The 13,835-nt window shown below is 60.0% G+C and carries 9 protein-coding genes; 3 read left to right on the top strand and 6 right to left on the bottom strand.

Going from position 1 to position 13,835, the window contains the following annotated elements; all coding sequences use genetic code 11:
- Window positions 1-220 precede the first annotated feature (220 nt).
- The 3 genes from RID42_10470 to RID42_10460 all read left to right on the top strand — a co-directional run bounded on the left by RID42_10470 (window position 221) and on the right by RID42_10460 (window position 3,379).
- A complete protein-coding gene (locus RID42_10470) occupies window positions 221-406 on the top strand; it encodes a helix-turn-helix domain-containing protein (protein ID MEQ8248089.1) in 186 nt (61 codons plus the stop codon).
- 223 nt (window positions 407-629) lie between these two features.
- The gene (locus RID42_10465; protein MEQ8248088.1) at window positions 630-2,348 is read left to right on the top strand and encodes a cation:proton antiporter; all 1,719 of its coding nucleotides are present in this window, start codon (window positions 630-632) and stop codon (window positions 2,346-2,348) included.
- Window positions 2,345-3,379 carry a universal stress protein gene (locus RID42_10460; protein MEQ8248087.1) on the top strand — a complete coding sequence of 345 codons (1,035 nt, stop codon included), beginning with the start codon at window positions 2,345-2,347 and terminating at the stop codon, window positions 3,377-3,379. The genes RID42_10465 and RID42_10460 overlap by 4 nt, the downstream gene beginning before the upstream one ends.
- A 71-nt stretch (window positions 3,380-3,450) precedes the next feature.
- Here RID42_10460 and RID42_10455 read toward each other — a convergent pair whose 3' ends face one another.
- The 6 genes from RID42_10455 to RID42_10430 form a co-directional block, all read right to left on the bottom strand.
- On the bottom strand, window positions 3,451-4,035 hold the full coding sequence (locus RID42_10455; GenBank protein ID MEQ8248086.1) for a hemerythrin domain-containing protein: 585 nt from the start codon (window positions 4,033-4,035) through the stop codon (window positions 3,451-3,453).
- A gap of 217 nt (window positions 4,036-4,252) precedes the next feature.
- On the bottom strand, window positions 4,253-4,972 hold the full coding sequence (gene narI, locus RID42_10450; GenBank protein MEQ8248085.1) for a respiratory nitrate reductase subunit gamma: 720 nt from the start codon (window positions 4,970-4,972) through the stop codon (window positions 4,253-4,255).
- The gene (gene narJ, locus RID42_10445; protein MEQ8248084.1) at window positions 4,965-5,690 is read right to left on the bottom strand and encodes a nitrate reductase molybdenum cofactor assembly chaperone; all 726 of its coding nucleotides are present in this window, start codon (window positions 5,688-5,690) and stop codon (window positions 4,965-4,967) included. The genes narI and narJ overlap by 8 nt, the downstream gene beginning before the upstream one ends.
- Window positions 5,687-7,207, bottom strand: a complete 1,521-nt coding sequence (gene narH / locus RID42_10440; protein ID MEQ8248083.1) for a nitrate reductase subunit beta — start codon at window positions 7,205-7,207, stop codon at window positions 5,687-5,689. The genes narJ and narH overlap by 4 nt, the downstream gene beginning before the upstream one ends.
- Entirely contained in the window at window positions 7,204-10,959 is a 3,756-nt protein-coding gene (locus tag RID42_10435; protein MEQ8248082.1) for a nitrate reductase subunit alpha, read from the bottom strand. Before RID42_10435 ends, narH begins: the two co-directional genes overlap by 4 nt.
- A gap of 2 nt (window positions 10,960-10,961) precedes the next feature.
- On the bottom strand, window positions 10,962-13,700 hold the full coding sequence (locus RID42_10430; GenBank protein MEQ8248081.1) for an MFS transporter: 2,739 nt from the start codon (window positions 13,698-13,700) through the stop codon (window positions 10,962-10,964).
- Window positions 13,701-13,835 lie beyond the last annotated feature (135 nt).

The raw sequence follows: 13,835 nt of genomic DNA, 5'->3' as shown, positions 1-13,835 counted from the left end.
GGGACCCGCAGTTATCGTAACCGTTTCTTTTCCGGCGCTTTGGCGGCCCACTAGTTGACGGCGCGACGTCCGATCAACGCTCTTAGTTCGCCCGTCAAACCGAAATAGCGCCCGTTCAGGTAACTTAAAATACTTTGAGGAACTTATAAGCACTTTGAGATATTTTGAAGTGTTTTGGAAGGGGCAGGAATCGGGTAATATTCCCTGAAAGGACTCCGCTGTGCTCAGCAAACCGTTCATGACGACAAACGAAATCGCCGAGCTCCTTAAGGTCCGCGAGCCAACCGTTAGGTCCTGGATCCATGGCCAGGAATTGCGCGCAGTAAAATTGGGCCGAGAATTCCGGGTCGCCGTCAAAGACCTGGAGACCTTCGTGAACGAACGCGCGACCCGAGCACCGAGTTGATCTGCGTCGATAGAAATGTGACCGCTCCCCTATCGCAACGCCCATAGTTTGAACACGGAATGCCACAACCGACAGCAAAGACAAAAAGCGATCAGCCGCCACGCACGATCCGGGTTGCGTATTTTTCGGCCTTGGAACCCGCGAGACGAGCGCGCCTTTGGGCGCTTCGCTGTAGCCGGTGCGATTGCAAAGCGAGAACCAGGCACGACCGGGCAATCGTATTATGACGGAGGCGATCGGCGCCTATATCTTCTACGAGATCGCAGCGCTCCTCGTGCTTGCTGTCGCCGTCGGTTTTGTCGGATTGTTGCTGCGTCAGCCTCTGATTGTGAGCTTTATCGCCGTCGGCATTCTCGCCGGCCCATCGGCCCTCGACATCGCGCGCTCTGACGAGCACATCGACCTACTGGCGGAACTTGGCATCGCCGTCCTTCTTTTTCTTGTCGGGTTGAAACTCGACTTGAAACTGGTCCGTACATTGGGCCCAGTCGCGCTGATGACGGGACTCGGGCAAGTCGCCTTTACGACAATGTTTGGGTTTCTGATCGGTCTCGCACTAGGCCTCGGCACCGTGACAAGCCTCTACGTGGCGATCGCCCTTACGTTTTCATCGACAATTATCATTGTGAAGCTTCTGTCCGACAAGCGTGAGATCGACTCGCTGCATGGGCGGATCGCGCTTGGGTTCCTCATCGTCCAAGATCTTGTTGTCGTACTCGCCATGATCGTCCTGTCTGCAATCGGGGTCGGCACCGCAGGCGACAACCCTGTGGCGGACATTCTTCTCGTGTTCGGCTTTAGCGGCGCGATGCTCATGGGCGTGGGCCTGTTCGTCCGGTTCCTGGCAAACCCGCTGGTCGAACGGTTGTCCAATGCACCCGAACTCTTGATCTCCTTCGCCATAGGCTGGGCGGTTCTACTCGCGGCGCTCGGGCACTATCTCGGCTTTGGCAAAGAATTGGGGGGACTGCTCGCCGGCGTCTCCCTGGCCTCCACCCCATTCCGCGAGGCGATCGCCGCGCGGCTCGCCTCCCTGCGCGATTTCTTCTTGTTGTTTTTCTTCATCGCGCTAGGTGCTTCGCTCGACTTGTCGATCCTGGGCGCAAGCGTCGTTGCCGCCATCGTCTTTTCGCTTTTCGTTCTGATCGGAAACCCGCTTATCGTTTTGGCGATCATGGGCGCCATGGGCTATCGCAAGCGAACGGGGTTCCTCGCCGGCCTGACGGTGGCGCAGATCAGCGAGTTCTCCCTAATATTCATGGCGATGGGCGTTTCGATCGGGCATGTTTCGGCGGAAGACCTGGGCCTCGTCACCCTCGTGGGGCTCATCACGATCGCTGCCTCAACCTATATGATCACCTATTCCCACCAGCTCTACGGCAAGGTCGGGCCGCTGCTCGGTCTATTCGAATCGCGGTCGGCCGGTCGTATGGAAGACGTTGTGCCGACCACCGACAGCGCCCACGACATCGTCATATTCGGCCTGGGCCGCTATGGGCTCGGAATTGCTCAGGAACTCCAGGTAGCGGGCCGGCGGGTTCTCGGCGTCGACTTCAGCCCCGTTGCCGTACGTTTTGCGCGGGCGCACGGCTTCGACGTGGTGTTCGGCGATGCGACGGATCCAGAGTTTCTAGCCCACTTGCCACTCAAAGGCGCGACATGGATCGTATCGGCAGTGCCCGAGCATGACACAGGAGTATCTCATGACGACCCGCGCCGCTCGTTGATCCGTTCGCTGAGGGATTTAAAGCTCCCAGCGCGGATCGCCGTGGCGGCGCATGAAGAAGACACGTCACAGGCACTCCGCACCGTTGGCGCTGACCTCGTACTTTTGCCGTTTCGCGACGCTGCCGCGCACGCCGCCGCCCTAATCACGAAAGACGCGCCACCGTCGGAAGTGAAGACGATCGACCCGGAGGGGCAGAAGGAGTTCACCATATGAATGACGCGACGCAGGCGGACGAGGGACTAGCCGAGTTTCGTCCTTATCGAAAGTTGCTCGTCGTGTGCGTCCCGGACAAAGACAACGAAGAGACGTTCACCGCCGCAACGGCACTCGCCAAGACATGGGGTGCTAGTGTTTCGGTACTCGCGGTGATCGAGCCACTGCCGGACATCAATCGGATTTCTCGAGCTACCGGCGCCTCGCGTGAGGAAATTTTGAGCCGAATAATGAACGACCACCGGACCGAGACCCTCGCAACCCTCGGTCGTACGGGGCCGGAAATTCGACCCACGATCGACGTTCGAATCGGCAAACCCTTCATCGAAATCGTTCGGTACGTTCTCGATCACGACATCGATATAGTCATAAAGTCTGCGGAGGAACTGCACGGCCTTCATCGGCATCTGTTTGCAAGCACCGACCAGCACCTGTTGCGCAAATGCCCTTGCCCGGTCTGGTTACGGCGTCGCGGCGGCCTAGATTCGGTCAGGACGATCTTGGCAGCCGTCGATGTCGACGTCGCAGCAGCTGCGGAACCAGAAACGCTCACTGGTTTGAACCGGCGGATTTTGGAAACAGCGACACGGATTGCAGCCAGCGGAGACGACGAATCTCGTGTCTGTGTGCTACATGCTTGGGATGCGCCCGGCGAAGGCCTCATCCGCACATGGTCCGGTGCGGCCGGTGCGCATAAGGCAGCCACAGCCTATGTCGACGAAGTCCAATCGGCGCATTGGCGCGCACTTGACCGGCTTGTTGAACACGCCCGTACTTGGGCAGGACCAGACATCTCGAAGCGCGTAAAATTTGTCCCGCTTCTGGAACGCGGCGAAGCCAGAGACATCATCCCCGCACACGTAGATACACTTAAGGCGGACACTCTGGTCATGGGTACCATCGCCCGTTCTGGCGTACCTGGATTCATTATCGGCAATACGGCCGAGGACATCCTCAACAGCGTCGATTGCTCGGTGGCGACCGTGAAGCCGCCGGACTACGTGAGCCCCTTGCACGTTGACGATCGCTAGACATAGTCGCGCGCGTTAATCGTGGAGCGATCCGGTGTGTCCTGCACCATGCCGGCGCAGGACACACTTAGTTACGCATAGGCTTCGCCGCGACCGAAGGGTGGCGGTGCGATGTGTTCGATCGTGTTGAACAGCAACTCGAACCGTCGCTGCCGCTTCTCGCTGAACAGCGGGTCTTCGTTCTCGCTGAACGCCGCGTTGATCTCGACCCAGTCTTCGTGGGAAAGGTTCGTGCGCGCGGCCGGCAAGATCAAACGCTCCTCCTTGCTGATATGCTGACGTTCGAACGCCGCATATTCCGCAACCGCTTTCTGAAGGTCGCCTAGGGCGGACGCTCCGTCCCGTTCGAAAACCTCCAATGCCTGCTTTACGTCGTCGAGCCGGCGCCGCCCTTGGTAGTGTTCTTCGCGCAGATCGTTCAGCACGGTTTCCATTTCCGGCAGACGCCGCCGCATGACGCGGAACAGATACTCATCTTCCTTTGGGTGATGGAAGACGTCCATGAACGATCCGATGTAATCGAGGATGGCGTGGAGCAACTCTTTCCTGACCGGTGGAGGGCCTTCGTTTGGGCTCACAAGGATTGCTTCAAAACATGTCAGCAATGCGTTGAAGCGTTGGTGGTCCTTCTGAATCGATGCGATTGCTAGGGTCATCTTTTCTCTCCTCTACTGGAACCACGTTACGCGGGCGGCCTAACCGGCGAGTTGATCTGGCCCAACCGCATCGCCGCCTTCTTCAATTCCGTCCACCTGGCGAGCATTCCGATGCGTGTGACCTTCGGCCGCCCGGTTCGGTTCGCCCCCGCACGCGATAAGCGGCGCCCGGCAAGACCTTTTGCCTTGCCACCTATTCAACACGTTCAATGCGCCCCTAGGCACCGCCGCCCATCCGGGCGCTTCGAGAACGTTGGCGGGCCCGCACCACCTGATAGCCCGGCCGCCAGAGGTAGCGGAGCGGAACGCTCAACATGTGGACCAAACGGGTGAACGGAAACAGGACGAAGATCGTTAGACCGAGAACGATATGCGCTTTGAAGATCGGATCGGTATCGGCCACCAACGCCGCCGCACCGGGCCGCAGCGTAAAGATGCCCTGCGCCCAACCCATAAATTTGAGCATCTCGCCGCCGTCCAAGTGATTCAGCGACGCCCGGATAGAAATGAGGCCAAGAACCAGTTGGGCATAGAGCATCAACAGGATGAGGATATCGGTCGGACTGGAAGTACGCCGAATCCGGGCATCGAACAGGCGGCGATGCAGAAGCAATCCACCCCCGACGAGCGCCATCAAACCAGCGCCCCCGCCCAGGCCGATGGCAAGCAATTGCTTGGCACCGTGCGAAATCCCCATCGCATCGAAGATCCATATTGGTGTGAGGAGGCCGACTAAATGACCGGCGAAAATTGCCAAAACGCCGACATGGAAAAGCACCGACCCCCACACCAGTTGACGCCGCCGAAGGAGTTGGCTGGACCCGGAACGCCATGTAAAGGGCTCGCGGTCATAACGGATGATCGAGCCCACCGCGAGCACCGCGAGGGCAATGTAAGGGTAGACGCCGAACAGAACGAAATTGACGTACTCAGCCATGACGCACCTCGGGTTTGTTGGTCTCAACGGTCGGCGCCACGCGATTGGCTGCACGCACTTGCCGTTGGAGACGGTCGGGTCCGCAACTGTCGTCGCCGGCACCGCCGCCGAACGTGACCGCTTCCTCTTCCCAGATTTCGTCGAGCGCTTCGAGATCGTCCGGATCGTCCTCCGGCATGGATAGGAGCGGCGCAACCTCGTCGGGGTCGACGGTAGCCTGCGCTGCGGCAACGATTGCCGCCATGACCGCGGCATAACCGCTGTCTCGCCGCCGCAGGCGTTCGGCAAGGGCAGCAAAGATGTGGATCGGTTGCGCCAGCGTCTCGCGGGCTTCGGCCAGCGGCATTTCGGACAGGAACTCCAGAAATAAGGGTACGTGGTCCGGGAGTTCCTTCGTGCCGATGTAGAGGCCTTTGTCCTCATACATCTTGAGGAGGTCGACCATCGCCTGACCCCGCTCGCGGCTGTCCCCATGGACATGCTCGAACAGGTGCAGCGAAAGCGCCCGCGTTTGGTCGAAAAGGCGGACGTAGCGGGATTGGGCCTCGATCGGATCGACAGTCCGAAGATCTTCTAAGAATGCCGCCACTTCCGCCAACGCCTCCGGCGGCAAAACACCCTCCGCGCGCAGGACGCCCTCGAAGTCGGGGATCGCGCTCAACCACTCTTGCGCCGGATAGGACAGCAGGATCGACAATACCTTGAAGGTTTTCGTCATGACGTGGCCTCCGGGATTTTTGTTTGGCGCTTGCTGCCAAACAAGTTGGGGGCGGAGTTGCCCTCCGAGCAGCCGTTGCCGAAGGAAAAACCGCACGAACCGCGCAGGTCGAAGGCATCTTCGCCGGTTTCCCTGTGGCTCGTCGGGATGACAAAGCGGTCTTCGTAGTTGGCGATGGCCATGTAACGGTACATTTCTTCGATCTGCGCCACATTCAGGCCGACACGTTCGGCGATTTGCGGACGATCTTCCTTGTCGACGGTGCGCCCCCGCATGAAGGCGCGCATCGCCAACATCCGTTCCAGCCCTTGAACGACCGGCGCATCGTCGCCCGCCGTCAGCATGTTGGACAGATAGCGAACCGGGATACGGAGGCTGCGAACGTCCGGGATTTCGCCGTCCAAGCCCATGTTGCCGGACTCGGCAGCCGATTGGATCGGCGACAACGGTGGGACGTACCACACCATCGGCAACGTCCGGTATTCGGGATGGAGCGGAAACGCGACGCGCCAATCAATCGCCATCTTGTAAACGGGCGAATGCTTTGCCGCCTCAAGCCATGCATCGGGCACGCCGTCGCGCTTCGCCTGGGCGATCACACCCGGATCGTTGGGATCCAAGAAGACCGAAAGTTGCGACTCGTAGAGGTCCTTTTCATCGGCGGACGAAGCGGCCTCTTCGATCCGATCCGCGTCGTAAAGGATGACGCCAAGATAACGAATGCGACCGACGCAGGTTTCCGAACAGACGGTCGGCTGCCCGGCCTCGATCCGCGGGTAGCAGAACGTGCATTTCTCGGACTTACCCGTGTTCCAGTTGTAGTAGATCTTCTTGTAGGGGCAGCCCGACACGCACATCCGCCAACCCCGGCATTTCTCCTGATCGATCAGGACGATGCCGTCTTCTTCGCGCTTGTAAATAGCGCCGGACGGGCACACCGCGGCACAGGTCGGGTTGAGGCAATGCTCGCACAACCTGGGCAAATACATCATGAAGGTGTTTTCGAACTGCCCGTAGATGTCCTTCTGAATATCTTCGAAATTAGAATCCTTCGACCGCTTGACGAACTCACCCCCGAGAATCTCTTCCCAGTTCGGTCCCCACTCGATCTTCTCCATGCGCTCGCCGGTGATCAGCGACCGCGGACGCGCGACCGGCTGGACATCGGATTCGGGCGCGGTCTGGAGGAAATCGTAGTCGAAGGTAAAGGGTTCGTAGTAGTCGTCGATCTCGGGAAGATCGGGATTGGCGAAGATGTTGGACAGGATGCGCCACTTCGCCCCCATCTTGGGCCGCAGCTTGCCGCGTGAGGTACGTTCCCACCCGCCGTTCCAATGGCCCTGGTTTTCCCAGTCCTTGGGGTACCCGATGCCGGGCTTGGTTTCGACGTTGTTGAACCACGCGTATTCCACCCCTTCCCGGCTGGTCCAGACGTTCTTGCAGGTGACCGAACAGGTGTGACAGCCGATGCATTTATCTAGGTTGAGCACCTTGCCGATTTGCGCACGAATCTTCATGCCGCGACCTCCCGCTTGGGGGTGGATCTTTGGATGGGCGTCCCGTCCAACCAATCGATGTTGTCCATGCGCCGTACGATCACGAACTCATCGCGGTTGGATCCGACGGTGCCGTAATAGTTGAAGCCATAGGACAGTTGGGCATAGCCGCCGATCATATGGGTCGGTTTGACGACCGCGCGGGTGACCGAATTGTGAATGCCGCCCCGGTGTCCCGTAAGCTCCGAACCCGGGACATTCACGATCTTTTCCTGGGCGTGGTACATGAAGAGCGTGCCTTCCTTGATGCGCTGCGATACCACCGCGCGAGCCACCAAGGCCCCGTTCGTGTTGTAGGCCTCAACCCAATCGTTATCGACGATGCCGGCGCGTGCAGCGTCGGTTTCCGAAATCCACACGATCGGGCCGCCCCGAGACAACGTCAGCATGATCAAGTTGTCGGTGTAGGTTGAGTGGATGCCCCACTTCTGGTGCGGCGTAATGAAGTTCAGAACGACCTGCGGATTGCCGTTCGGCTTTGCGTCAATGATCGGTTTGACCGACTTGGTGTCGATCGGCGGACGATAGACGCATAACCCTTCGCCGAACGCCCGCATCCACAGGTGATCCTGGTAGAGCTGCTGACGCCCCGACAGGGTTCGCCAGGGGATCAACTCATGAACATTCGTGTAGCAGGCGTTGTAGCAGACCTTCTCCGATTCAAGCCCCGACCATGTGGGCGAGGAAATGATCTTCCGGGGTTGCGCGACGACATCGCGGAAGCGGATCTTCTCGTCCTCCTTGGGCCGTGCCAGATGGGTGTGATCGATGCCGGTGATGGCCGACAGCGCCTGCCATGCCTTGACCGCGACTTCGCCGTTGGTCTCGGGCGCCAACATCAAGATGGCTTCCGCGGCGTCGATATCGGTCTCCAACTTGGCGTGGTCCTTGGTTGCGCCATCGCCCCGCACAAGACCGTTCAAGTTTTTGAGGTTCTCGACCTCGTGGTCGGTGTTCCACGAGATTCCCTTGCCGCCGTTGCCGAGTTTTTCCAAAAGGGGGCCGACCGACGTGAAGCGCTTGTACAGATTCGGATAGTCTCGTTCGATCACCGCAATCTGGGGCATAGTCTTGCCCGGGATTGGGACGGTCTCGCCGCGCTTCCAATCCTTCACCTCGATCGCCTGCGCGATTTCGGCCGGGGTGTCGTGCATGATCGGCGTCAGCACCACGTCCTGCTCGACACCGAGAACCTCTTGGGATACCTCCGAGAAAGCCTTGGCAATGCCTTTGTAGATGTCCCAGTCGGTCCGCGACTCCCAAACCGGGTCTACCGCCGCGGTCAGCGGGTGGATGAAGGGATGCATGTCCGAGGTGTTGAGGTCGTTCTTCTCGTACCACGTGGCCGTCGGCAGCACGATGTCGGAGTACACGCACGTCGTGGACATGCGGAAATCGAGGGTTACGAGGAGGTCGAGCTTTCCTTCCGGCGCGTCCTCATGCCATTTGACTTCATCGGGCCTGATCCCCTCGCTACCTAGCTCCTTCCCCTGAACGCCGTGCGACGTGCCGAGGAGGTGCTTGAGAAAGTACTCGTGGCCTTTACCCGACGATCCCAACAAGTTGGAGCGCCACACAAACAAATTGCGCGGCCAGTTCGCCGGATCGTCCGGGTCTTGGCAGGACATCTCCAGATCGCCGGAAAGCAACCCCTCGACCACGTAGTCTTTGGGCTCTTTGCCGGCTTTCTCTGCGGCCGCCGCAATCCCAAGCGGATTGGCTTTGAGTTGGGGCGCGGAAGGCAACCAGCCCATCCGCTCGGCCCGCACGTTGTAGTCGATGAGGGCCCCGCTCCAAGGCCCCTCCGGCGCCGTTGGCGAAATGATCTCGTCGAGCGCGAGGGTTTCGTAGCGCCATTGATCGGTGTGGGCATACCAGAACGACGTTGAGTTCATCTGGCGAGGCGGGCGATACCAGTCCAGTGCGAAGGCCACCGGCAACCAGCCGGTCTGGGGCCGGAGCTTCTCCTGCCCCACATAGTGCGACCAGCCACCGCCGGATTGACCGACACAGCCGCACATCACCAGAAGATTGATGATGCCGCGGTAGTTCATGTCCATGTGGTACCAGTGGTTCAGCCCGGCACCCAAGATGACCATGGACTTGCCGTGGGTCTTTTCCGCATTGTCGGCAAAGGCACGCGCCGTCGCGACGATCTGATCGCGCGGCACACCCGTGATGTGCTCCGCCCAAGCGGGCGTATAGGGCGTGTCATCGTCAAAGCCGGTGGCGACGTGGGCCCCGCCAAGGCCGCGGTCGAGGCCGTAGTTGGCAACGAGCAAATCGAATACCGTGGCGACGAAGGTGTCGCCTTCTTTAGTCGCAAGGCGCTTTGCCGGCAGGCGACGGACCAGAACGTCGGGGTGATCGGTGCCCGCGAAGTGATCGTGCTCGCGGTTGCCGAAATAGGGGAACCCGACATCGAGAATTTCGTCGTGGCGTTCTTCCAGAAGGAAGCTCATTTCCAGGTCGGTCTCGTTCCCTGCGCTATCGCGGGCCTCGAGGTTCCATTTTCCCTTTTCGCCCCAGCGAAAGCCGATCCCGCCGCGCGGGCACACCAGCGACTGCGAGGTCCGGTCGAAGGCAATGGTCTTCCACTCCGGATTGTTCGATTCGCCAAGGTCGTCGGCCAAATCCGACGCCCGCAGGAGCCGGTCGGGGATGAAGTGGCCGTTCTTTTTGACGAGACGGACCAACATCGGCATGTCGGTGTAGCGGCGGCAATAATCCTCGAAGTAGTCCGCCTGCCGGTCGAGGTGGAACTCACGCAGAACGACGTGCCCCATCGCCATCGATAGTGCGGAGTCAGTCCCTTGTTTCGGGTTGAGCCACAGGTCCGCGAACTTGGCCGCCTCGGAATAGTCGGGCGACACAACGACCGACTTGGCGCCTTTGTAGCGAACCTCCGTGTAGAAGTGCGCATCGGGGGTCCGCGTTTGCGGCACGTTGGAGCCCCACAGCATCAAAAAGCTGCTGTTGTACCAATCGGCGGACTCGGGCACGTCGGTCTGCTCGCCCCAGGTTTGCGGCGACGCCGGCGGCAGGTCGCAATACCAGTCGTAGAACGACATGCAGGTACCGCCGAGTAAGGAGAGATAGCGCGACCCCGCGGCGTAGGAAACCATCGACATGGCTGGAATCGGCGAGAAGCCGATCACACGGTCCGGTCCATAGGTTTTGGCGGTATAGGCGTTGGCGGCGGCGACGATCTCGTTTACCTCGTCCCATCCGGCGCGCACGAAGCCGCCCATGCCGCGCTTGCGCGTGTAGGACGATCGCTTTTCAGGGTTCTCGACAATCGACGCCCAAGCGGCAACCGGTGCCTGGCCGACCCGCGCTTCGCGCCACAGCTTTAGGAGCCGTGCGCGGACCAGCGGGTACTTCACCCGATTGGCCGAGTACATGTACCAACTGTAGCTGGCCCCGCGGGCGCACCCGCGCGGTTCGTGGTTGGGTAAGTCCGGGCGAGTCCGCGGATAATCCGTTTGCTGGGTTTCCCAGGTGACGATCCCGCCTTTGACGTAAATCTTCCAAGAACACGACCCGGTGCAGTTCACGCCATGGGTGGAACGAACGATCTTGTCGTGCTGCCACCGCTTTCGGTAGGCGTCTTCCCAACTCCGGTCTTCGCCGCTAGTGACCCCGTGACCGTCGGAAAACGTGCCGACATGTTTGCGCGAGAAAAAATTCAGTCGATCGATAAGGTTACTCACGGTTAACTCCTCGCGCTTGTCGACGGGGACAGGCCGCGCTCGATGTCGTAGAGCACGCCGCCGCGCCGCGTGTAGACCGCCCACGTCAATACCGCGCAGGTCACATAGAAAATGAGAAAACCCCAGAGCGCCGCAGACGGGCCGCCGGTCAGAATGATCGACGAGCCGTAGGACTTGGGAATGAAGAACGCACCGTATGCTGCGACCGCCGAGGTAAAGCCGATGATAGCGGCCCCCTCTTTCTCGCCCTGCCGGACACGATCGGTCGGGCTAACTTGAGGCATCAGCCGATCGACCTCCTTGCGCATGATCACGGGGATCATTTGGAAGGTCGAGGCATTGCCCACACCGGTTGCAAGGAACAGGATCATGAACATTGCGAAGAAGCCCCAGAATGCACCGGGTTCGTCTTTGGTCGCGATGAAATAGAGCACGCCCCCGACCGCCGCGATCATCAATAGGAACGTCCAGAATGTGACCCGGCCGCCGCCGAAGCGATCGGCCATCCACCCGGTCGCCGCCCGGGACAACGCGCCGACAAGCGGGCCGAGGAAGACGTATTTAAGCGAATCGACATCCGGGAACTGCGTCTTGGCCAAGAGCGGGAACCCCGCGGAATAGCCAATGAACGATCCGAACGTACCGGTGTAGAGCCAGCACATGATCCAATTGTGGGCGCGGGAAAAAATGACCGATTGATCGCGGAACGAAGCCTTGGCCGAGGCGATATCGTTCATCCCGAACCATGCCGCGATCGCCGAGACGATTAGGAACGGCACCCAAATGAATCCAGCGTTCTGGAGCCACAATTGGGTTCCGTGGGCGGTTACCTGCGGTTCGCCGCCCATGATTCCAAACACGCTCGCGGTGATGACCAACGGTACAGCGAACTGCATGACGCTGACCCCGGCGTTGCCGAGACCGGCGTTCAGGGCGAGCGCGTTGCCCTTCTGCTTCTTGGGGAAGAAGAAGCTGATGTTCGCCATCGATGACGCAAAGTTCCCGCCGCCCAAGCCGCACAAGAGCGCTAGGACCAAGAAGATCAGATAAGGCGTTTCCGGATCTTGGACGGCATAGCCGATCCCGAAGGCAGGAAGTAGCAACGACGCCGTCGTCATCGTCGTCCACAGTCGCCCGCCGAATATCGGGATCATGAACGAATAGAATATCCGCAACGTCGCGCCCGATAGGCCCGGCAACGCCGCCAACCAGAAGAGCTGATCGGTCGTATATTCAAAGCCGATGGCCGGGAGTTTTGCGACGACAACGCTCCACACCATCCAGACCGAGAACGCGAGCAGAAGATTCGGGATCGATATCCAGAGATTACGCCGGGCGATTCGACGGCCCGTCGTACTCCAGAACTCTTCGTCGTCCGGCCGCCAGTCTTGAATAGCGCCGCCCGGAGGCGCGGCGACAGCCGTTCCGCCGGGTTGATGGAACTCCTGCATTTCCGGAAGCTGCGGCAGTGCCCCGAGTTCCTTTTCGAGGACACCCTGTTCCATACGACGGATCGCGAAGTGCATCCAGATCAGCGCCACGGCGGCGATCGCAAAGAGCAGCATGAAGCAACTGGTCCACACACCCGTCAGGTCGTTCATCACGCCGAAGGTAATCGGCAAAATGAAGCCGCCGAGACCGCCAACCATGCCGACAAGCCCACCAACCGAACCGACGTGGTCGGGGTAGTAGACCGGGATGTGTTTGTAGACCGCTGCCTTTCCAAGCGACATGAAGAAGCCGAGGATGAAGATCACGACTACAAAGGGGACCAGACCCATCTTGGTCGAGAACGCGATCGGTCCCTCAATCCCGTGAATGATGTAGTCGGTATCCGGATACGACAGCATGAAGGCACAGACCACCGAGACGCCTAGTGTCCAGTACATGATCTTGCGCGCACCGAACTTGTCGGAGAGATGCCCGCCATAGGCGCGGAAAAGACTGGCGGGCACCGAATAGGCCGCGGCTAACATGCCCGCACTTCTGATATCTAGTTCGTAGACGCCGACAAGGTAGCGCGGCAGCCAAAGCGCCAACGCGACGAACGCGCCGAAGACGAAGAAGTAGTAAAGAGAGAACCGCCAGACCTGAAGTTTCTTCAAGGGGTCGAGTTCCGCATAGGTGCTGCGCCGTGGTTGGGCGCTCTGCCGCCGCGCCACGATCGCCGGATCCTCTTTCGACAGCATAAAAAAGAGCACCGCGACCACGGCAAGGACGACCGCATAGACTTGCGCGGTCGATTGCCACCCTACGGCGATAAGGAGAAACGGCGCGCCGAAGTTCGTGACGGCGGCACCAATATTGCCGACGCCGAAGATACCGAGCGCGGTCCCCTGCTTGTTCGACGGATACCACCGCGAAACGTAGGCGACGCCGACCGCAAACGACCCACCGGCGATACCAACGCCGAGAGCGGCGACGAGAAGAAGCGGGTAGCTTGAGACCGTGGATAGCAGGAACGCAGCGAGCGCCGACGCCAACATCACCAGTGCAAACACCCGGCGCCCGCCAAACTGATCGGACCAAATGCCGAGAAAAATTCGGCTCAACGACCCGGTCAAGATCGGCGTGGCGACCAGCAAACCGAACTGGGTGTCGTTCAGCCCGAGATCCTGTTTGATCTGGACGCCGATGATCGAGAACATCGTCCATGCCGCGAAACAGACGGCGAAGGAGAAGGTACTCAGCGAGAGAGCGCGGGTTTGCGGGCCGGTTTGAGCGGTGGACGCTTGCGTCATGGTCCTCGTGGCCTCCTGATACGCCAAAGGAATCGGTGACATCAGTCAACGCTCGGCATACCGGGACACGATTGACGCAGGTCAAGACGGCGCGATGTCGAAGCAGAAACAAGGGCCCCCGAATCCTTTTCCTCG

The organism is Alphaproteobacteria bacterium, assembly GCA_040216735.1.
GTDB lineage: Bacteria > Pseudomonadota > Alphaproteobacteria > SHVP01 > SHVP01 > CALJDF01.
The sequence above is the reverse complement of the archived record's forward strand: the minus strand, read 5'-3'. Positions and strand labels throughout refer to the sequence as shown.